Annotated in this window: 21 protein-coding genes; 4 read left to right on the top strand and 17 right to left on the bottom strand. The window is 50.2% G+C overall.

The window, feature by feature from the left end; translation table 11 throughout:
* Positions 1 to 54: 54 nt before the first annotated feature.
* Both VIS48_13990 and VIS48_13985 read left to right on the top strand, forming a co-directional pair.
* A complete protein-coding gene (locus VIS48_13990; protein HEY9167262.1) occupies positions 55 to 699 on the top strand; it encodes a LysE family transporter in 645 nt (214 codons plus the stop codon).
* 106 nt (positions 700 to 805) lie between these two features.
* Positions 806 to 1,429 carry a methylated-DNA--[protein]-cysteine S-methyltransferase gene (locus tag VIS48_13985; protein ID HEY9167261.1) on the top strand — a complete coding sequence of 208 codons (624 nt, stop codon included), beginning with the start codon at positions 806 to 808 and terminating at the stop codon, positions 1,427 to 1,429.
* A gap of 79 nt (positions 1,430 to 1,508) precedes the next feature.
* Here the strand turns inward: VIS48_13985 and VIS48_13980 are convergent, their stop codons facing one another.
* From VIS48_13980 to VIS48_13945, 8 genes are all read right to left on the bottom strand, one after another.
* Complete coding sequence (locus VIS48_13980; GenBank protein ID HEY9167260.1) at positions 1,509 to 2,474, bottom strand: phosphatase PAP2 family protein; 966 nt, start codon at positions 2,472 to 2,474, stop codon at positions 1,509 to 1,511.
* Between the two features lie 519 nt (positions 2,475 to 2,993).
* Complete coding sequence (locus VIS48_13975) at positions 2,994 to 4,214, bottom strand: ABC transporter permease (protein HEY9167259.1); 1,221 nt, start codon at positions 4,212 to 4,214, stop codon at positions 2,994 to 2,996.
* On the bottom strand, positions 4,211 to 4,966 hold the full coding sequence (locus VIS48_13970) for an ABC transporter ATP-binding protein (GenBank protein ID HEY9167258.1): 756 nt from the start codon (positions 4,964 to 4,966) through the stop codon (positions 4,211 to 4,213). The genes VIS48_13975 and VIS48_13970 overlap by 4 nt, the downstream gene beginning before the upstream one ends.
* A gap of 4 nt (positions 4,967 to 4,970) precedes the next feature.
* Positions 4,971 to 6,245, bottom strand: coding sequence for an efflux RND transporter periplasmic adaptor subunit (locus VIS48_13965; protein ID HEY9167257.1), 1,275 nt, complete (start codon positions 6,243 to 6,245; stop codon positions 4,971 to 4,973).
* Between the two features lie 19 nt (positions 6,246 to 6,264).
* Complete coding sequence (locus VIS48_13960; GenBank protein ID HEY9167256.1) at positions 6,265 to 7,527, bottom strand: TolC family protein; 1,263 nt, start codon at positions 7,525 to 7,527, stop codon at positions 6,265 to 6,267.
* Positions 7,528 to 7,579: 52 nt separating this feature from the next.
* Entirely contained in the window at positions 7,580 to 8,062 is a 483-nt protein-coding gene (locus VIS48_13955) for an adenosine-specific kinase (protein HEY9167255.1), read from the bottom strand.
* A gap of 72 nt (positions 8,063 to 8,134) precedes the next feature.
* Positions 8,135 to 9,091 carry an aldo/keto reductase gene (locus tag VIS48_13950; protein ID HEY9167254.1) on the bottom strand — a complete coding sequence of 319 codons (957 nt, stop codon included), beginning with the start codon at positions 9,089 to 9,091 and terminating at the stop codon, positions 8,135 to 8,137.
* Positions 9,088 to 10,845 (bottom strand): amidohydrolase, encoded by a 1,758-nt coding sequence (locus VIS48_13945; GenBank protein ID HEY9167253.1) that lies wholly within the window; start codon positions 10,843 to 10,845, stop codon positions 9,088 to 9,090. The genes VIS48_13950 and VIS48_13945 overlap by 4 nt, the downstream gene beginning before the upstream one ends.
* A 191-nt stretch (positions 10,846 to 11,036) precedes the next feature.
* Here VIS48_13945 and VIS48_13940 point away from each other — a divergent pair, with 191 nt between their 5' ends.
* Both VIS48_13940 and VIS48_13935 read left to right on the top strand, forming a co-directional pair.
* Entirely contained in the window at positions 11,037 to 11,366 is a 330-nt protein-coding gene (locus VIS48_13940; protein ID HEY9167252.1) for a YbjQ family protein, read from the top strand.
* 188 nt (positions 11,367 to 11,554) lie between these two features.
* Entirely contained in the window at positions 11,555 to 12,976 is a 1,422-nt protein-coding gene (locus VIS48_13935; GenBank protein ID HEY9167251.1) for a Glu/Leu/Phe/Val dehydrogenase, read from the top strand.
* Between the two features lie 90 nt (positions 12,977 to 13,066).
* Here VIS48_13935 and VIS48_13930 read toward each other — a convergent pair whose 3' ends face one another.
* From VIS48_13930 to ffh, 9 genes are all read right to left on the bottom strand, one after another.
* On the bottom strand, positions 13,067 to 14,767 hold the full coding sequence (locus VIS48_13930; GenBank protein ID HEY9167250.1) for a hypothetical protein: 1,701 nt from the start codon (positions 14,765 to 14,767) through the stop codon (positions 13,067 to 13,069).
* A gap of 57 nt (positions 14,768 to 14,824) precedes the next feature.
* Positions 14,825 to 15,682 carry a menaquinone biosynthesis protein gene (locus tag VIS48_13925; protein ID HEY9167249.1) on the bottom strand — a complete coding sequence of 286 codons (858 nt, stop codon included), beginning with the start codon at positions 15,680 to 15,682 and terminating at the stop codon, positions 14,825 to 14,827.
* A gap of 34 nt (positions 15,683 to 15,716) precedes the next feature.
* A complete protein-coding gene (mqnE, locus tag VIS48_13920) occupies positions 15,717 to 16,898 on the bottom strand; it encodes an aminofutalosine synthase MqnE (GenBank protein ID HEY9167248.1) in 1,182 nt (393 codons plus the stop codon).
* Positions 16,899 to 16,913: 15 nt separating this feature from the next.
* Positions 16,914 to 17,252, bottom strand: coding sequence for a 50S ribosomal protein L19 (rplS, locus tag VIS48_13915; protein HEY9167247.1), 339 nt, complete (start codon positions 17,250 to 17,252; stop codon positions 16,914 to 16,916).
* Positions 17,245 to 17,961, bottom strand: coding sequence for a tRNA (guanosine(37)-N1)-methyltransferase TrmD (trmD, locus tag VIS48_13910; protein HEY9167246.1), 717 nt, complete (start codon positions 17,959 to 17,961; stop codon positions 17,245 to 17,247). The genes rplS and trmD overlap by 8 nt, the downstream gene beginning before the upstream one ends.
* Complete coding sequence (rimM, locus tag VIS48_13905) at positions 17,951 to 18,481, bottom strand: ribosome maturation factor RimM (GenBank protein ID HEY9167245.1); 531 nt, start codon at positions 18,479 to 18,481, stop codon at positions 17,951 to 17,953. Before rimM ends, trmD begins: the two co-directional genes overlap by 11 nt.
* A 103-nt stretch (positions 18,482 to 18,584) precedes the next feature.
* Positions 18,585 to 18,821, bottom strand: coding sequence for a KH domain-containing protein (locus VIS48_13900; protein ID HEY9167244.1), 237 nt, complete (start codon positions 18,819 to 18,821; stop codon positions 18,585 to 18,587).
* A gap of 207 nt (positions 18,822 to 19,028) precedes the next feature.
* The gene (gene rpsP / locus VIS48_13895) at positions 19,029 to 19,493 is read right to left on the bottom strand and encodes a 30S ribosomal protein S16 (GenBank protein HEY9167243.1); all 465 of its coding nucleotides are present in this window, start codon (positions 19,491 to 19,493) and stop codon (positions 19,029 to 19,031) included.
* 15 nt (positions 19,494 to 19,508) lie between these two features.
* Positions 19,509 to 20,837, bottom strand: coding sequence for a signal recognition particle protein (gene ffh / locus VIS48_13890; GenBank protein ID HEY9167242.1), 1,329 nt, complete (start codon positions 20,835 to 20,837; stop codon positions 19,509 to 19,511).
* Positions 20,838 to 20,867 lie beyond the last annotated feature (30 nt).

Genomic DNA, 20,867 nt, shown 5'->3' with positions numbered 1-20,867 from the left:
GGGGGGTGGATAAAGCTGAAGCGTATGCAAAAAAATTCGTAAAGCAATATAGGAATGATAGCACTTTTAATCGGCGTAATTATAGGAATTGTCATCTCAGTTCCGATCGGGCCTATCAACGTCACGGTGGTTTCGAAAGGTTTCAAACAGGGATTCAAGAATGCATTTGCCGTGGGACTGGGAGCTTCCTCTATGGATTCCTTTTATTGTGGAGCGTCGATGCTCGGTCTCTCAGCAATTGTTCACAAGATCGAAGTAAATGTGATATTTCAGGTCATCGGCTTTCTACTTCTTCTCTACCTCGGAATACGGGATATCACAACTCGTGTTGAGGCTTTCAAATATGAAAACTACGACGCAAAGAACGGGAGATTTCACAGCGCATTTCTAATCGGTGTCTTCATGTACATTTCAAATCCGACGCTGGTCGCATTCTGGATTACACTTAGCGGCATTATCCAGTCTTCCGGGAATGTAATAAATAATCTTGGAGACGGCATTCTATTCGCTCTCGGAGTCGGGGGCGGTACCGCGCTATGGTATTATTCACTTCTCAAGGCGATATTCTGGAAGAAGGATTCGTTCAAGGCAGAGACGCTGACTGTTCTTTCCAAGATTTCAGGTTTTATAATGTTGTCCTTCAGTGCGTATATTGGTTATGAGTTGCTGGTTCACTTCTTACATCATGGCACTAAATGAAGTTTCTGCCATAACGAAGCGTTCTTATACGATAAGAGATTTCAAGTAGAAGTTCTTTCAATTACGGAGCTACAACTCCGCCAAAAAAAATGAGAGGACATTCCGCGTGTCGCAGGCTGCTGTAAAAGTTTCACAGGCATGGATGAGGACCGCAGAGAGGCTGAGAAGAATCGACTCCGTTCGCGGCTCCCTCAATCTGCAACAGGATATCGGAGACCCGGCTGCACAGCAGGTTTACTGTGCTTCATTTGAGGCGCCAATCGGGGTCATCTATATCGCTTCCACGGCGAAAGGCGTATGCAAGATAGCGCTCCCAAAAGACGGTAAATCAAGCTTCTTTTCCTGGGTCAAGACGAACTTCTCTCTTGAGGGAATCGTGGACGACCGGAAACGAAATTCGGTCGCCGTGAAACAGTTGAACGAGTACTTCATCGGAAAACGAACCAAGTTTGATTTGGACATCGACCTGATCGGGACGCCGTTCCAGCAACGCGTGTGGACTGAAATAGCCAGAACACCATACGGTAGGATCACAACCTACAAACAAATCGCTGGAAGGATTCACACAAAAGGATATCGTGCGGTGGGAGCTACGGTGGGAAAGAACCCATTACCTATAATTATTCCGTGTCACCGGGTAATAGGCTCGGACAGCAAGCTGACAGGATATGCCGGAGGAATTAGACTAAAGGAATTCTTGCTCAGACTTGAAGGGGTCATCCTCGTTTAGAAGTGTCAAAGAAGCGGACGCGCACTTTGTCCTGATGGAGATCTCCCGAGCATCTCATCATAATCATCAATTCAAATCTCTACAAGGCCAGCGATAATCCGACACCCGCTCCCCCATGGGGGTAAGTGACCGGTCCGAACGACAACCTGTGTTCGTTCCCATTGTTGCCATGTGTAAGGTTGACGCCGATCGGATGGGCCGCGATCTCGCCAAATGAATATCCAAGCGCAAGAGCAAGCGGGAAATCGCTCCACCAGTGGATGCCATATGCGACAAGACTTGACGAGATCGCCGCAAGTGCAACGTATCCGACAGGTTTAAGCCATACCAATTCCGGATAATTGTCCGCGATTACGATAAGTGTCGTCGTCGCTGTCGCGAGATGTCCCGACGGAAAGGCGTCGTAATGCGGAACATGTTTTGAGTACTGGATCTGGTTGGGAAAAAATCTCCAGGCACCGGTCCGCTTTGTGGAGACAAAAGGACTCTCACGACCGGTAATGTGTTTCAGTAATTGGACTACTCCTCCGCAAGCGAGAATAGCTTCGGTGGTCTCGCTCGCCGTGCGCAATGCACGATGATCGTCGAAGGCAAACCCATATGCGGCAAAGGCGCCGACGATACCGAACTGAAATCTGCCGTCGCCGGTAAATACCATCCAGTTGCTTAACCGCTTAAACGTCGGGGACTCATCATACCATTTCTGTTCCGTCCACCACCACTGCCGGTCCACGACGACAAGACCCGCGGTGACACCCACCATCCCGATTATTGCAGGAATGTTTTTTGTTTGGAAAGTCTCATTCGAATAGGCTACCCAGTCGCCCGGAATCCTCGTAATCATATCGTACCAGGTCGGCAAATAATCGCCTGAAGTATCGACGACGGGTGTATAGGGCACCTGCGCGTCTTCGATCGCTGCAACCGCTATCGAATCTGAACCGGCGAAATCCAGGACAGATTTATTGTTCTGCGAAAACCCGAGCTGAACCGAAAGTAGCCAAAGTAAAGTTCCAGTTATAAAGCCGCTTTGAGACAACGTCATTCTAGAATCCTTCCTGCAATGGTGATTGTCATCTCCAAATTAACGCCGGGGAAAAGCTGCGAGTAACAGAATGAGATGTGGTCTCAGCAGATATTCCTGTCGACTAGCTATGTGCTGCTCAGCGACAACCCGTTCGCTCCTCAGAGCCGAAGTTGTCATCCAACGCATTTAAATCTATGATATAGGTTTAACTATTCTTGACAGAAGAACATCAAGCCGGCTCTCATCCAAGATTCCACAGTCGCCCAACAAAAACAACATTACCATCCAAGTTCACATCAACATAACACCTGACTTATCGTATTAGTGCCGGTTCCGTTTCAATCTAAGAACTTTTGGTTTCTAGTGAAAATCGTGGGGAGGAGTTTGAGGATAGGCTTACTTCTCAGCAAGTCTGTCGCAAAACACGTGTGTGTTCGTGCCACGATGAGATTTCCGATTCACGAATGGATCCGCCGGCAGGACGCCTTGTTTATGGGTCCCAAATGTCGAGGGTGATAATTCGGCCGATTGTGTCCGTTATTCGTATCTCAGCGCGTCGATCGGATTCAGATTGGCTGCCTTGCGCGCCGGATACCAACCGAAAAAGATGCCGATCGCTGCTGCAAACGCAAATGCCAAGCCAATCGACTGAGGTGAAATCACTATCGGCCACTTCTGCAGGTCAGAAACAAATTGTGAAGTCAAAACTCCAAGCACAATGCCGATCAGTCCTCCAGCGAAACTCAAACTCAGTGCCTCTATCAAGAATTGTGTCAAGACGTCGTTGCCGCGCGCCCCGACCGCCATCCTGATTCCAATCTCGCGCGTTCTTTCCGTCACCGACACGAGCATGATGTTCATAATTCCGATCCCGCCAACCACGAGCGATATCCCGGCAATACTTGCCAATAAAAGTGTCATCGTTTGAGTGGTGGCATCAGCTGTGCTCGCAATTTCAGTCTGTGTTCTGACTGTAAAATCATTCCCTTCCCACTGTGTCAGCTTGTGCCTATCTCTTATCAGCTGGGTGATTTCGTTGCTTGCTTCATCGATAGCATCCGGGGATTGCGCGGAAGCAAAGATCACATTTGCATAAATTCCGCCGACAAGTTTTTTCAGAACTGTCGAAAAGGGAGCAATGATAATATCATCTTGATCATTACCGCTCGCATCCTGACCTTTCGCCGATAAAACACCGATAATCCTGAACGGAAGGTTCCTGATCCTGATAATCTGCCCGATAGGAAGTGAATTTGGTCCGAAGAGGTTTGTCGCAACAGTCTGCCCGACAATGCATACTTTTGTTGCTCCGCGCTCATCGGAATCCGTATAATAATTTCCGCTCTGCAGAGGCCAGGCTCTTATGTTGAAGTAATTTGGATAGCCGCCAAATATGCTGGTACGCCAATTCTGCGTTCCTGCAATAACCTGTGAGACAACTCTTACCACGGGCGATACATATTGCACTGCGGGACACTGTTTGCTGATCGCGATAGCGTCATCTTCTGTAAACCGTGTAAATGTCGCCGCTTGCGTTCTGACTCCGCTTTGATTCGATGCACCCGGAAAAAGAATCATCATGTTTGTTCCGAGGGAAGCGATTTGTGCTTTAACGGCATTGCTTGCTCCTTGCCCGATTGCAAGCATTGCGATGACGGCGGCAACACCGATGATGATGCCGAGCATGGTCAGGAAGGAACGAAGTTTGTTTCTTCCAAGCGAACGGTACGCGATCTTAAGTATGTTGAGAATCTTCATGAGTCCAACTCTTCTTCTAATACAGGAATCTTCGGCAGTTCTTCAGAGGCAATTTTTCTGTCTTCAACAGTGACAAGCCGGTTTATCTTCCCGTCTTTGAATACGACATTTCTTTGCGCGTACTGGGCAATGTCCAACTCGTGTGTTACGAGGACAACGGTAATTCCGCGTCCGTTGAGCTTCTGAAAAATTTCCATTACTTCAACGCTTGTCCGTGTGTCTAAATTTCCCGTCGGCTCATCTGCAAGAATCACGACAGGATCATTCACTAAGGATCGTGCGATTGCAACTCTCTGCTGCTGTCCGCCCGAAAGCTGGTTCGAATAGTGAAGTGCCCGGTCAGAAAGTCCGACTGCGTTAAGTGCATCGAGCGCCTTCTCTTTTCTCTGAGATGAAGAAACTGAATTTGAATAAAGAAGCGGCAGTTCGACATTCTCCAGCGCGGTTGTTCTCGGCAAGAGATTGTACGCTTGGAAAACAAATCCTAACTTCTTATTTCTCAAACGAGCAAGCTCATCGCGATCCAGTTTCCCCACTTCAATTTCATCTAAAAAATATTCGCCACTAGTTGGTGTATCGAGGCATCCCAGAATATTCATAAAGGTTGACTTACCGGAACCACTTGCTCCCATTATAGCAACGAACTCGCCCTTGTTGATGTCCAGGTTAATTCCACGAAGGGCATGAACTTCAAAGTCACCCATCTTATAGATTTTGACTATATGTTTTACGGAAATTATCGGCTGGGCCATGGTCTTAAAATCTCCTCTGGCCACCCTGAAACGGATTACTTTGCTGAGTGCTCGCGGTTTGAGTCAGCGTTCCAACTGCGACATCGTCGCCTTCTTTAAGAGCGCCTTGCACTTCGGTATTGGTTCCGTCGGACAAGCCGAGCAAAACTCGCACCGGTTTTATTTGTTTGCCATCGACGACCCAAACTCTGAAATAGCTGCCGGGAGTCAAGTTCCGCGTCTGAGCATTCCCTCCTCCTGTGCCGCCGTTCGTTCCACTGCCGACTCCAGTTCCGGCATTGCTACCGCCATTTTGATTTCGTCGCTGCTGAAATTTTTGCTTGATTGAATCCGGAAGCTGGTTCATCAATTGGGTTAAATACTCCTGCGGTGGTGTGAAACGCAATGCTGTCGTCGGAACCTTCAAAACATCTTTTGCTTCGGCAACATTGATGGTCAGGTTTGCCGTCATACCCGGCATTAATTTTAAATCCGGATTAGGAACATCTATTATGACTGTGTATTCAACGACGTTTTGCACTATAGTAGACTGCAGCCTTATTTGTGAAACTCTTCCGTTGAAAAGATCAGTCGGGTAAGCATCGACGGTGAATGTAACATTTTGACCGACTTTCACATTGCCTATATCGCCTTCATCGACGGACGCCTGCACCTGCATGCGAGACAAATCATTTGCTATCGTGAAAAGAGTCGGCGTATTGAAACTCGCAGCAACCGTCTGTCCGAGGTCAACGTTTCTCGAAATCACAACCCCGCTTATCGGCGCTTTGATCGTCGCATAATTTAGATTTATGTGTGCCTGGTCGAGAGCTGTCTGAGCCGTTTTCACATCTGCCTCGGCAGTCTGGTACGTCGCGAAAGCCGCATCATAATCTGATTGGGAATCTAGATTGCGGTCGAACAATTGTTTCACTCTGTCGAAACTAACCTTTGCCTGATCGGCGGCGACCTTAGCCTTTTGCAAATTTGATTCCGCAACTTCAACACTAGCCCAGAGAAACGTCGTATCTAACTTGGCAATCACCTGTCCTTTTCTTACGTACGAATTCCAGTCAGCAAATAGCTGGGCAATCGTTCCTGACACCTGCGTACCGACTTGAAGAGTCGTATCCGCAGCAACCGTACCCGTCGCTGTGACCACAACATCCAAATCTCCGCGCAACACTTTCAACGTCAGCCATTTGGGGTCTTCACTCTTCCCGCTCGAAATCAAAAACATAGCGCCGCATGCAAGGACCAGTACCCCAGCAATTATTATTATTAATCTCTTCTTTTTCATCGCAATTGTTCTCTCGCTTTCACTTTATTACTCCCATTGCCCTTTCGAGTCTCGCGTAAGAGACATTGTAGTCGTAAAGGGACTGTATATAAGTTATGCGCGCGTTCGCCAAGGTGACTTGCGCGTCGGTAGTCTCGAGGGCACTTCCCGTCCCCGAGTTGTATCTCGCGACAGCAAGCCTCAATGCCTCTCCGGCCTGCTCGACGAGTACGCGAGCGGCCCGAGTTCGCTGGCTTGCCTCCTGGAGGGCGAAATCCTGTTGCTGAACGTCAAGTGTCAGTGACTGCATAACCAAATCATTTGACGCCTCTGCGGTCTTCAGGTTTGCTCTTGCCTGGTCAACACCTGCGTCAAGTGCAAAACCCTGGAAGATCGGAAGTGTGACAGTGACCCCGACGTTCCATCCGCTGTAAAGCGGGTTCAGCTGTAGCCCTCGCCAGTTGTATCCGCCGCTCGCGGAGATGTTAGGAAGGTTAGTTGTCCACGCGGAAGCGAGAAGTGATTTTCCGGCTTCGACTTCAGCCTCGCTTGCCAACAGTTCCGGGCGGTTAGCGATCGCACTGTCGATCGCATCATTCACGCTTATATCAACGTGAGAGACCTCAAGTACGTCAGATAGAATAAAATTATTAGGGAGACTCTGGCCAATTACATTTTCCAACTGCACTCGAGCGATCTTAAGTCCGTTTTCCGCCTGGATCAAACTAACACTGTCGTTCGCGACGGACACCTCCGCGTTTACGACGTCATACTGTGGTACAGTCCCCGCCGTGTAGAAGGCCCGTGCCTGTGTCAGGTGATCTTCAGCCTGCCTGACCGTCTCGTTGTCCACTTCAAGCACCCTCACCGCCGCCAGGTAATTGAAGTAAGCAATATAGGTATTCACGATCACGTCCTGGCTGGCGGACCTCAGTGACTGGCCCGCGGCATCGACGAGACTACCCGATGCTGACAACTTGGTGTAAGATTTTCCAAAATCAAATACTAATTGCTGCGCTTGAAACCCGGAGGTATAGTTGTCATAGTCACCGTTCCTCACAATATTCCCGATCAAAAATGTTCCGCCACTTCTTGTGACTCCGGCCGACGCCGAGACCTGCGGCAGAAGTGTCGACCGTGTCAGTTTCAGATCTGCCTGAGATGCTTCCAGGCCGCCTTCGGCAACCCTGATTTGCGGATTGCGCTTAAGAGCGATCTGGACACATTGCGATAACGTCAACGTGTCAGACTGGGCGAACGCGATTGCGGGCAGCAACGCTAAAAAAAGACAACACTTTCTCATAGTCTCCAACATAGATGAGTTTATAGACGCTTCAACCGGTCGGAAGTTCCTTCTATAGCTTATATCCGATCTTTCTAAGGAAGTCGTGGCGGGTCTTCTTGTCAGCATCCGATTCCACGCCTTTTGATTTGACACCGTCAATGACACCCAATATGCCGCGTCCGTCTTCCGATTCCACGATCAATACCTCTGCCGGATTTCCGGTAGCACAATAAATGTTCGCAACTTCGGGGATGTTCTTTACCGTATTCAGGATATTTACCGGGAACCCGTCCCGCATGAAAATGACGAACGAATGGCCTGCCGACAGGTTCATCGCGTTCTTCTTAGCAATGTCCGCCAGGTTATCATCGTTGCCGGAATAACGAACAAGAGCCGGACCGGACGATTCGCAGAACGCAATTCCGAATTTCATCTGCGGGACCGTTTGGACTATGGCTTCGTGAATGTCCTCAACCGTCTTGATGAAATGCGACTGCCCTAAAATGAAATTAACGTCATCAGGCTTCTCGATCTTGACCAGCTTCAATTCCATTGGATCCTCCTATAAGATGGCCCGTTTCTTATTTGTGGTTTGGGATTCGATTTATGTCATCGTTCACTGTGATTATCCATAGTAGTGAAATTGTTTCAACTCGTCGATCAACTTTGAAGACAATTTTCTGCCGTCGGCGACTGAACAATCCGACTCGACGTGACTGACTTTTCTCATCCCCGGTATCACGGTCGACACCACGGATTCGTTCAGCACGTACCTCAGCGCGAGTTCCGGAAGTGTCGCAGCTTCGACGCCGAGATATTCTCTCAAGCGTTCCACGAGATCGATGAGCCTTTTTCTCTTCTCTTTAGCAAAATAGCCGTTGCGATAATCTCCTTCGGGAAATTCCGTATCCATCCGAAGATTTCCCGTGAGCGAACCTTCATCGAACGGCACACGCGCTATGATGCCGATCTCGTTCCTGCGACAAAAACCAAAGAGGACTTTCTCGGGAGACTGGTCGAATATATTGTAAAAGACCTGAAACACATCTATCAATCCCGTCCCGGCAGCTTTAATTCCATTTTCGGGTTCATGGCTATTCATCGAGATCCCCGCGAATCTGATCTTACCCTGCGACTTCAGTTCCATTAAGGTGTCCTGCCATTCGCGCTCGTTCGCCCATTCGTCGTTCCAAACGTGGAATTGTTGCAGGTCGATGCAATCAACTTTTAGATTCCTAAGACTCGACTCAGTCGAGGCGATGATGTGGTCCCGCGGAAAGGCCTCGCGAAATCGATCTTCTTTCTGCGCGGGCCACTTCCGGTTGTGCGGAGGAATTTTTGTGGCAATATAGATCTTCTCCTTGCGCTCTCTCAGTACGCGCCCGATAAGTTCCTCGCTGTGACCGTTGCCATAAGCCAGTGCAGTGTCGATGAAATTCACACCAAGCTCAATCGCTGTTTGAAGTGATCTGGTGCTTTCTTTGTCATCAGAATCGAGCCATAAATTCCCGCCCATTCCCCACGTGCCGATACCTATCTCGCTCACCTCCAGATTCGTGCGGCCGAGTTTCCGATATATCATTGTACCTCCCAGTCGTGTTCGGAACGATTGACAAAGATGAGCTTACCTGCAACAATCGTCGCCAACACAGCGTCGTCGGGAATCTCGATCGGCGCAATCTCCCGAAAATCTTTTTCGAAGATTGTGAAGTCGGCGAATTTCCCGACAGATATCGAACCCTTTTCGTTTTCCTGAAAGCTCCCGTAGGCTGGCCAAATGGTAAAAGCTTTTATCGCTTCGTCAAGCGTCATTTTCTGAGACGGGAAGAAACCATTGTCAAAATAGGAGCTGTCTTTCAGCGCGTCGGGAGACAGTTCAAAGTACTCCTTCGCATCGGTGAAATCCCTCGGGAGCCCATTCATGTCCTGCCGCGAAACTGCCGCGTAGATACCAAGTCTGGGATCAGGACTAACATCCGGAAAATCGGACCCGCCGATAATAATGTTACCGTCATCTATTAAAGACCTCCAGGCGTAAGCATGCTTTATCCGCTCCGGCCCAAGTCTCGCCTCGGCCCAGTACATGTCGGCAGTGCAGTGAGCGGGCTGCATTGACGGAATCACTCCAAGCTCCTTGAAACGAGGTATGTCGTCTTTGAGAAGTACCTGTGCGTGCTCGATCCTCAACCTCGGGTCGGGAAGGTTAATTGCCTTAAGAGCTTTCTCGTACGCATCTAATGTGACATGATTGGCACGATCTCCGATCGCGTGGGTACAGACCTGGAAGCCGTCCGATAGTGCTGCAATAGTGAGGTTCTCGAGATCGGATTCTCCGATTTCGGTGAGACCATAATTGCCGGGGTCGTCAGAGTAAGCTTTCACAAGGGCCGCACCTCTGGATCCTAACGCCCCGTCCATGTAGACTTTCACGGCGCGCATTGTAAACAGACCGCCATAATTCATGATGGGTCCCTGTCTAAGTATGGCTGGAAGCGTCGAGTCCATGCCGAAATACATCGACGTTATTCGAATTCTCAATTTACCGCTGTCAACAAGATGCTTATATATTCCGATCGTCTGTTCGAAAATCCGTGCGTCATCCACCTCCGTTAAACCGTAACTGGCGCAAGTATCCATCGCGACCGTAATTGCGTGTTCAACTTCGGAATCCGTTGGTCGAGGAACTTTCGAGGCGATCAATTCACGGGCGGCATCCAGAAAGACTCCAGTTGGATTTCCCTTCTTATCACGTATAATTTTTCCGCCCTCGGGGTCTTGCGTGGCGCGTGATATTCCGCAGAGATCCATGACTTTTTTGTTTACCCAGACGGCGTGACCGTCGACCCGAAAAAGATAAACATAATTGTCCGGAGCAGCCTTGTCGAGTGTCTCGTGAGTCGGGAAATTTCTGCCCGGCCATTGGTTCTGATCCCATCCTCTTCCGCGAATCCAGCCTCCCGGACTCGAATTCTTTGCCGCGCCCGCAACGAGGCCGGCCACTTCAGCGGGCGACTTTGCTTTTGTCAAATCCAATGTCAGCAGCATTGCACCGAGATCCGTCAAATGCGCGTGGCCGTCTGTCAAACCAGGAAGGACAAATGCGCCCTTGAGGTCTATAGTCACCTTTCCATCAAACCTGGATGCAATTCCGTCGTCAGTACCGACGCCGATGATGGTACCCCGAACAATTGCCACGGCTCCGGCGTTCGGTAACCTCGAATCGACCGTATAGAATCTCCCGTTTTTCAAAACCAGATCCACCGTGGATTTGGGTGGATTGCATGCTTCAACTGCGCACGCCAACATGACGACGACAAATATTTTTAAACGTGTCATCCGCTCCTCGCGTTGTTCATAGAAATTTACGAAATTGGTCCAATTGATTCATACAGCCTCGATGCGAAAGAAGATTGTAAGAGTTGCCGGAGGAACATATATTTGACCATGCTTTCCCACCCTTGGTTCGAAGAAGCTCAATTCTTGCTCGACAGTAATCTCAAAACGAATAAGGGCTAAGGAGACACAAGATGGATCACTCGATGACCACCACCACTTTTACATTGGAAGGATACAAGATCACAAAGCAGCTGGGCGTTGTTAGGGGAATTACGGTGCGCTCGAGGTCTGTATTCGGCACGATCGGAGGTTCGCTGCAGACTCTGTTCGGAGGAAATATCTCACTGTTTACTGAGTTGTGCGAAAAGACAAGGAACGAATCGTTCGACATGATGGTGGAACACGCGGAGCAGCTCGGAGCAAACGCGGTCATCGGAGTGAGGTACGACGCGACGGAGTTGTTGGGCGGAGTTACAGAAGTTTTATGTTATGGCACGGCAGTCGTTGCATCCCGCGGCTGATCGTTCAAGAACCGCACCGGTTTATCCGAAATATCCAAGTGCATGGAAACTCCCCGCAGGATGTCCGGCCGTTCGCGCGGAAATGCGCCGGCTTACGCGCCGCTGGTTGGCAGCAGCTCCAATGGATTATCCCGCTGGATTTCAATTTCCCGTTTTGTAATTTCAAAAAGTGAAAAGGAGAGTTAACAATGAGCGACTCCAAGCAAAAGATTAGCTTCTTCGAGAATGTAAACCTTAATTTCGATAGAGCTGCGCAATTTACAAATCATCCGAAGGGATTGCTCGAACAGATCAAGGGCTGCAACAGCATCTATTCATTCCAGTTCCCTGTACGGACATCGAAGGGGTTTGAGGTTCTGCAGGGCTGGCGTGTCGAACACAGCTATCACAAACTTCCTGTCAAGGGAGGAATAAGATACTCGGCCGAGGTGGATGAAGACGAAGTCAAGGCTCTTGCCGCGTTGATGACTTACAAGTGTGCCGTGGTCGACGTCCCATTTGGGGGAGCGAAAGGCGCGATCAAAGTCAACCCCAAGGATTATTCAGTCACGGATCTTGAAATCATCACGAGGCGCTACACTGCTGAGTTGATCCGAAAGAATTACATCGGACCCGGTGTCGACGTCCCTGCGCCTGATTATGGATCCGGTCCCCGAGAGATGGCATGGATAGCGGATACTTACGCCGCGTTCAACCCGGGTAAGATAGACGCGCTTGCCTGCGTAACCGGAAAGCCAGTCGCTGAGGGCGGAGTGCGCGGGAGAACGGAAGCGACCGGAAGAGGCATCTACTTCGGGCTCCGTGAAGCATGCGACAACAAGGATGACATGAAAGCGCTCGGTTTTTCTCGCAGGTTGTCCGGGAAGAAAGTCGTTGTCCAGGGTCTTGGTAACGTGGGTTATCATGCGGCGAAGTTTTGCCAGGATGGTGGAGCGATTATCATTGCACTTGCCGAATACGAGGGTGCGATCCACAATTCTTCCGGTCTCGACGTTGATGCGGTTGTAAAGCATCGGAAAGAGACAGGGTCGATTCTGAAGTATCCGGGAGCGAAGGACCTTGCCGGCTCGCTCGCGGCACTCGAACTCGAGTGCGACATCTTGATTCCTGCAGCACTGGAAAATCAGATCACTGAAGAGAATGCGCCGAGGATCAAGGCGAAGATCATCGCAGAAGGTGCTAACGGACCGACGACGGCGAATGCGGAAGAAATTCTACTTCGAAAGGGGGTATTGGTCATACCCGACATGTACTTGAATGCGGGCGGTGTCACCGTTTCCTATTTCGAATGGCTGAAGAACCTGTCTCACGTTCGGTTCGGAAGAATGGACAAAAGATTTGAAGAGTCCGCGTTCGACAAGATGCTGCAAGCGGTAGAGCACGCGACCGGCAAGGAATTCACGGACGCGGAAAGAAAGAAGATCGCGAGAGGCGCCGACGAAATTGATTTGGTAAACTCCGGTCTGGAAGAAACAATGACCGGAGCGTACAATCAGATCAGGGAAATCAAGAAAGGAAACAGTAAGATCCCAGATCTCAGGACAGCGGCATTCATTGATGCGATAGACAAGATCGCTACCTCTTATGTTGATTTAGGAATCTTCCCCTGAACGGATCGTATTGACCTCACGAGAATGGGTGTGCGAACTTTCCGTCTGCACACCCATTGTCCAGGCAGAGACCGCAAGAGACTAGCCGGCTTAAAACGGTCGCGACACTCTCACACCCAGCGTTGGCGATGTCGCTATGTCCGTCCTCCACGCGAGGAATATCCTGAAAGTCCCGTCGTCGCTGCCGAAGCCCACGCCGAAGTCAGACTTGAAATCCCTCGAGTTGACTAATCCCCAGCCACCAGAAAAGGCATCATTTGCGGGCGCGGTCTGCACCTGCCCGACGTCGGCAAGCAGGATCAGAGTAAAAGTATTGAGCGGGAAGAAGTGCGACCGACTGAACATGTCCGGGTCGAACAAGAATTCACAATTAAGAAGGAGGAGTCTGTTTCCCGAGAACTCTTTGTAAGCGAAAGCGTTCAAAGTGTTGAATCCGCCTATCTGGTAGACTCTCTGCGGCGGCAGATCTCCATTTGAAGTTCCACCCACAAATCTAAGATTCATTTGCAATCCTGAGAAGAGATGCTGGTATCTGACCACATTTGCCGTCAGCATCCGGAAGTCAAATACGCCGTTCAGAGTGGCTTCGCCGCGCAGGTCCGCCATCCAACCCACTCTCCGCGTTGTTCCGCCTGTATAGCTCCTGTGATCCAGCGAAACTACCACGCTTCTCATCCAGCCGTCTTCTATCGCGGGGTTGTCCCGAAATACTTTGTGGCCGCCAAAGATCGACCAGTTTGTGTTTCTCGATAAGGAGGTATATTTGTCGACATCGTAACTTAGCGTCAGCCTGGAGGCCATGTCATAATACTGCGCGGCATGAACGGACATCCCGTAGCGGGTGTAATAATCCATATAATCTTCTCTAGCCAGGATGGAGTAGACGAAATTCTCTTTCGGTCCGACCATCCACAACTCCTTTGAGTCGGTCAGAGAATGCCCTTCAGCGCCAATCTCAAATCGATCTTCGTTACCAAACCATTTGTCCATACCGAGTTGGTAACGCCACTTGTGAAGGCTGAACGCGTAACCGAGAAAACCGTATGGCGAAAAGTCGTCCGCACCGCCCCAATAGTATTCCTTGTCCTGCCCGAGTCCCAGGAAAAGTCCGTCAACTCTGTTATAATTTGCTGCGACGTGCTCAAACATGAAATCGCGATCCTGCCAGACGTCCGGATGCTCGATGAGATTCAGGTGACGTGTGAACGATCGTCTTTCTTTGAGATCACTCCCCTCGCGTTCGATCACGCTTCCGCGGACCGTCGCGTCGTCGCTTACGTGCGCTCTTCCGTTTACCACCACAACGTTGCCGAGAACGCGCGCGCCACTCTTTATGTAGGCGTCTCCATTAACTACAAGAATGTTTCCATTCAGAGAACCGTATATCCGGGCGTCTCCATTCAAGACCTTCACGTCGCCGTCTACATCCTTGTCTGCCGCGAGAGTATAATCTCCCTCCTTGACCACTGTGTATTGAAAATCGTATACGTTGGTAGCGTCATCGGCAAGCTCGTCGGCATTGCCCGAGTTGCTTCTTATCTCGGTGCTGATCCTCTGAAGCGCGTCAGAGAGTTTGTCAAGCTCCATCTTATCGACTTCACTCAACTCCTTCGTCGAGTCTGTTCGTTCTCTTAAGAGACGGTAGGATTTTTCGATCCTGCCGAGTTCCAGTTTCAGCGAGTCAATCAGTCCCCCATGATCGGTATTTAGCGAATCCTTCACCTGTATCCGTGGCGCTGCATACCCATTTGAGACGACCAAGATTGTCAGTAGAAGAAACAGCCGTTTCATGTTGAACACTCCTTTTCAACATGAATCTACGGATTTTGAGGGATTTGTTACACTAACTCAGCTTGAAGAAGCGGACTCCGCAGTCGTTTCAAGAGGATAGAAATTGAGAGAGGGCAGATATTCAAGCGCGCCGTGATAGTACGCCAGTTCGAAGAAGTGCCGCATACCTGCGATCTCGGCCTCACCGAGATTGAACTGAACGTTGTTCGTTAGATACTCGAGTATGACATTCAGACTTGTGCCGTACTCGGCTGCGGCCTCTTTGCACACAGTTTCAATATTATCGATGCCGAGGTTCTTCGAATAGATTATCGCGTGAACGTCGTCAACATTCAGCGCGTCCGGCTTCCCCGCCCAAACTGCAAATACGAATGGGAGTCCAGTCATGTCAACCCACTCTTCGGCGAGATCAAGATAATTAGGACCGGCGGAACCGGTTTTGAAAAGAGCCGAGTCTCCAATCACGAGCGCAGCATCGGCCGACGCAAGCATCCTGCTTACGTCAGGCTGCGCGACGACAAACTCCGGCTTTATCTCGTACTTTTCCGCGAGAATCACCTTCGTAAGAACGACCGAGGTCATTGAGCTGATGTCGAGCGCCACTTTTCTGATGTTGGCCAGGTCTTTGTTGAAGTAGAGTCTTATACTGTTCACTTTGTCATGAGCAATTATCCCGCATTCCGGAACAACGCGAAGTATCGGACTGTGTTTTGCGTATGCGATGCTTGGAATCAATGCGACATCGAGCTGGCCGGCGCCAAGCAGGACTGCCAGCGCAGAAGGTATGTCCTTCCTTATGTCAAAATTGTGCGGGAAGAGATTCTTCTCCAGTCCGTAAATCAACGGCTTGGTATTAAGGAAACTGACCGCGCCAAGTTTTTTCTTTCCGGAGGTGGGATTATTCGATATGCTCATGCTGCTGAACTCCTTGAGTGAACTTCTGCGCTGTTTACGCGAAGCTCTCCACAGTTCTGTACAGGCCGTCTCTTTCTATCGGGATGCGGCCTGCATCTTTGATAAGCTTGATAAGTTGTTTCTTGGTAAGGGCATTTTCTGTCGATGCGCCCGCCATGTGGAAGACTCTTTCGTCCCGGACCGTACCGTCAAGATCGTCGGCCCCGAATCCGAGACTGACCTGCGCCACCTTCGGTCCCATCGAAATCCAATATGCCTTGATGTGGGGAAAATTGTCGAGCATCAATCTGCTCACTGCGATGCTCTTCAGATTATCTACACCTGTTGCCCATTGTGTTGAGTCTTCGACATGCGGATGATACGCAAGCGGAATGAACGCGAAGAAGTTACGCGTTTCATCCTGTACTTCACGAAGCCGGATGAGATGGTCTACCCTTTCTTCAACTTTCTCCATGTGGCCGTAGAGCATCGTGGCATTAGATGGAATCCCGAGTCGGTGCGCGACTTTTATCACTCTTATCCAGTCGTCCGCCCCGATCTTTTCCGCGAACATCTTCTCCCTTACTCGTTCGCTGAATATCTCGGCACCGCCGCCGGGCATCGCATCAAGTCCTGCTTCCTTGAATTCCGACAGGACTTCCTCCAATGATTTGCCGTAAAGTCTCGCAAAGAACTCGATCTCCACCGCTGTGAACGCCTTTATGTGGATCCGTTGATTTATCCGCTTTATTCCCCTGAGCATCTCGATGTAGTAATCATAAGGCAGCTTGTTGTTCAGCCCGCCAACGATATGCATTTCGGAGATGTTCTCTTTCTCTCGCTCAATGGTCCCGAAAATCTGATTGAGACTCATGAGATACGCTCCGTCCTGCCCCTCTTTACGGTAGAATGAACAGAACTTGCAGTCGAGCTCACAAATATTCGTGTAGTTCAGGACATAATTCTTCACGAAGTAGGTGTTCGAGCCGTTCAAGCGTTCACGAGCAATATTTGCTAGATACCCCAGTCCAAGAAGGTTCGGGCTCTCGTATAATTTCAAGCCGTCTTCACGGCTTAGCCTTTCTCCCGCTTTGACCTTCTCGAATATATCCTGTAGCGCGCCGAAGGAATTCATTTCTCCCAGAAACTGCATCTCTTCATCGATTGTCTGCCGGACGCTCACTCCGTTTCCTGTTCTCAGCCGGTCAGACGGGAAATCTCCAGTTGACTGGAACATTTCGTCTCCCGTTGGTTAGGTGGTCTTCTGACGAACCGCTTTCGTAGCCAATTCTCTGAGGTAAAAGAGTTTTGCACGCCTCACTTTCCCGCCGCGCAAAACTTCTATTCTGGCAATACGGGGTGAATGCACCGGGAATATTCTTTCGACGCCGACGCCGTTTGAAATCTTCCTGACGGTAAAAGTCTCCTTCAATCCCGCACCGCGCCTGCTTATTACAATACCTTCAAAATCCTGGATACGCTCCTTGTCGCCTTCCACAACTCTGAAGTGGACATTGACCGTGTCACCGGGTCTGAAAGGGGGAAGGTCGGTCTTGAGGTGTGCTGCTTCCACCAATGATATTTTATTCATGTTCATTCTCCGATTTCTCGTAATTGGAAAAATTCTTATCGATCAGATCCGGTCTCCTGCGGGCGGTGCGAGCAACGCTCTTTTCTTCACGCCACTTCCTGACTTCTTGATGATCTCCGCTCAAAAGGACGTCGGGTACCTTCATCCCTCTGAAGTCCGCCGGCCGGGTGTACTGCGGTGAGTCGAGGAGCCCCGTTTGAAATGAGTCGTTGAGCGCACTCTCGCTGTCACCAAGTGATCCCGGCAGGAGTCTGGTCACCGCATCGATCACTACCAGCGCAGGTATTTCTCCTCCGGTCAACACGTAGTCGCCGATCGAGATCTCCTTCGTCACCAGGCTTTCTCTGATTCGCTCATCAACTCCCTTGTAATGACCGCAAATCAAAATGAGGTTGGTCTTCAGCGAGAGCTCATTTGCATATGCCTGATTCAACGTATCTCCGTCGGCAGCCATGAGGATCACTTCGTCGTAATGTCTTTCGGAGCACAGCTTCTCCACGCATTCGAAAACCGGTTCCGGTTTCAAGACCATCCCTGCACCGCCACCGTAAGGCGAATCGTCAACAGTTTTATGCTTGTCGTGCGTGTAATCGCGCAAATCATGGACAATGATCTCGACAGTATTTCGTTCTCTGGCTTTCTTTAGCATGCTTGCGTCAATCGCGCTTAGAATCATCCCGGGAAACGCCGTGACCACATCAATCCTCATCGGTCTCACCTTCCATGATTCCTTCTATCAGCTCGACCACTATTGTCTTCGCGCCGACGTTAACATCCTTAACAAATTCACGGACAAAGGGAAGAATGAACTCCTTTCCATCGTCGCGTCTAACCAATAGCGATCTTTGGCCGGAGGAGCGCACGTCATCAACGGTGCCGATACGATTTCCTTCGTTGTTCAGTACATTCATCCCTATGAGTGCGTCGATATAGAAAGTGCCGGCGGGTAATTCCGCTCTCTCCGACTCGGGAACGAGAATCTGCGACCCCACGAAGTCCTCAGCCGCAGTGAACGAGTCGACTCCCTCAAGTTTGAGAACGACATAGCCATTAACAGGAGCACATTTTTCGACAAGCTTTTCAAGTGCCGGGTCTTTCAGATCCCTGCGAACGAACACTCGTGTCAGAGACGAATAGCGAGAAGGGACGTCGCTCATCGGTTCGACTTTGAGATCGCCCTTATTGTTTCTGACTTTTCGTACGATTCCTATCAAAACAAAATCTTCCACACCTGTTCCCGATTGAAACAAAATTGAGAATTCCGTCAGCGAATTAGCTGGATGAAATTCGATTCAGAACCCTGCGCGGGACGATTCCGCGACTGGCAGCCTACTACTTGTCAATTATTTCGAGAATCGCGCGTTTCCCTTCGCGGGCAGCAACTGCGCTCAAGAGTGTCCGAATTGCGTTCGCGGTTCTTCCCTTACGGCCGATCACTTTTCCGACGTCATCCTGATCTACCTTAAGTTGAAAGACAACCTTGTTCGCTTCCTTCTCGTCCTGAGTCAACTGAACGTTATCAGGTTTGTCCACGAGTCTCTTAATAACGAATTCAACGAAGTCATGCATTGCGGACCTCCTTTTTCACCTGAGCCTGATATCCACTCCGTCGAAGCGATCCACCTGGTCAGTGGGAATCGACGAACTGTATAGTTAGCTTCCTGACCAAAATACAGGAAGGAGAACAGTTGAACTTCGGGCGAATGCTTCATGCGCCTTCTGTCGAGCAACGGACCTGTTGAAGTACAACTAACCACAATGCATCTCTGAATTCGTTTAGGCGGCCGGTTGTTCCTGTGTAGCCGGAGCTGCCGGTTGCGTCTGGTTACCTTCTGCGGCGGGTGCGCCTTCAGCCGCCTTCTTAGCTTTTCGCGTAGCTTTTCTTCGCTGCTTGCGCTCGGCATCCCGCGCAAGTTTGGCTTCCTGCCCGGCCTGCCATTCGGCAAGTTTCTGAGCAACAGCCGGTTCATCCAGTCCTTTTTTCAGTAAGTACCATTTGTACCACAGGCCGGACTTGCGGAGCAAGCTGCGGACAGTGTCGGTCGGGAGGGCGCCGCGACGAAGCCACCTGAAGGCCTTCTCTTCATTGATGTGTATCTCAGCCGGATTGACACGCGGGTTGTATGTCCCGACCATTTCTATAAAACGCCCGTCGCGTGGTGAACGAGAATCCGCTGCCACTACCTTGTACGATGGCTGATTCTTTCTTCCTGTCCTGCGCAATCTTAATCTTACCGCCAAATTTTCCTCCGAGTTTTAAAGCGGAAACCGCATGTTGGCCAGTGCTCCCTTTCCAAGTTTACCTTTGGAAAGAGTCTTAAACATCTTTTGCATTTCCGAGAATTGTTTCAATAATCTGTTTATGTCTTGAACAGTTGTGCCGCTTCCCGCAGCAATCCTTTTCCTCCGCCTGCCGTCGATGATCTGCGGCCGTTCCCTTTCCTGGATAGTCATGGAGCTGATCATCGCGTCAATCCTGGTGAGAGCCTTCTCGTCGACCGATGCGTTCCTGACTGCACCCGACACTCCCGGGACCATCGACAATACATCCTTCAAAGATCCCATCTTCCTGATTTCCTTGAGCTGATCCCGAAAGTCCTCAAGGGAGAATTCATTCCGTCTCAGTCGACGCTCGAGTTTTTCAGCTTTCTTCTCGTCAACCTGCGCCTGCACTTTCTCGACGAGAGTGACCACGTCGCCCATCCCGAGGATTCTTGAGGCCATCCTGTCCGGGTGAAATACTTCAAGCTGGTCGAGTTTCTCGCCAAGGCTGACAAACTTGATCGGCTTCTGAACGACCGACCTGATGGACATCGCCGCTCCACCGCGCGCATCGCCATCCAGCTTCGTCAAGACAACCGCGTCGAAGTTGAGGCGGCGGTTGAACTCCTGCGCCGTGTTCACGGCATCCTGCCCCGTCATCGAATCTACGACGAAGAAAATCTGATGGGGACTCACGGCTGATTTAACTGCCTCGGCTTCTCTCATCATTTCCTCATCGAGATGGAGCCGGCCCGCGGTGTCTATGATAGCAATGTCGCGTGCGTTCTTTTTCGCGTACTCGATTGACTGCTTCGCGATGTCGACGGCGGTCGCTCCGCGCTCGAGGTAGACCGGAATAGCTATTTGTTGACCAAGCATCTCAAGCTGGTCGACGGCAGCGGGCCTGTGAATGTCGCAGGCGACAAGCAGCGGGTATCTCCCCTTCGACTTTAAATGCTCGGCGAGTTTCGCGGCGAAAGTAGTTTTCCCCGAACCTTGAAGACCTGCAATCATGATGACGTTGGGAATGACTTCAGTAAGCTGGAGATCGCTTGTAGTACCGCCGAGGAGTTGTACTAATTCGTCGAAGACTATCTTGACGAACACCTGACCGGGGTTAAGGCTTTTTGCGACGTCGCGACCAATCGCCTTCTTCTGAATTTCGTCGGTGAACTGGCGCGCGACTTTATAATTTACGTCTGCCTCGAGCAGCGCCCGGCGCACCTCTCGCACCGCATCACTAACGTTCTCATCAGAAATGCGTGCCTGCCCGCTAAAGCGGCGGAAAATAGAGTCGAATTTTTCGGAAATTTGTTCAAACATTTTTCGAAGACTTCAAAAATTGCTTGGAAA

It is taken from the genome of Candidatus Kryptoniota bacterium (assembly GCA_036567965.1).
In the GTDB taxonomy this organism is placed as follows: Bacteria; Bacteroidota; Ignavibacteria; order Kryptoniales; family JAKASW01; genus JAKASW01.
The sequence above is the reverse complement of the archived record's forward strand: the minus strand, read 5'-3'. Positions and strand labels throughout refer to the sequence as shown.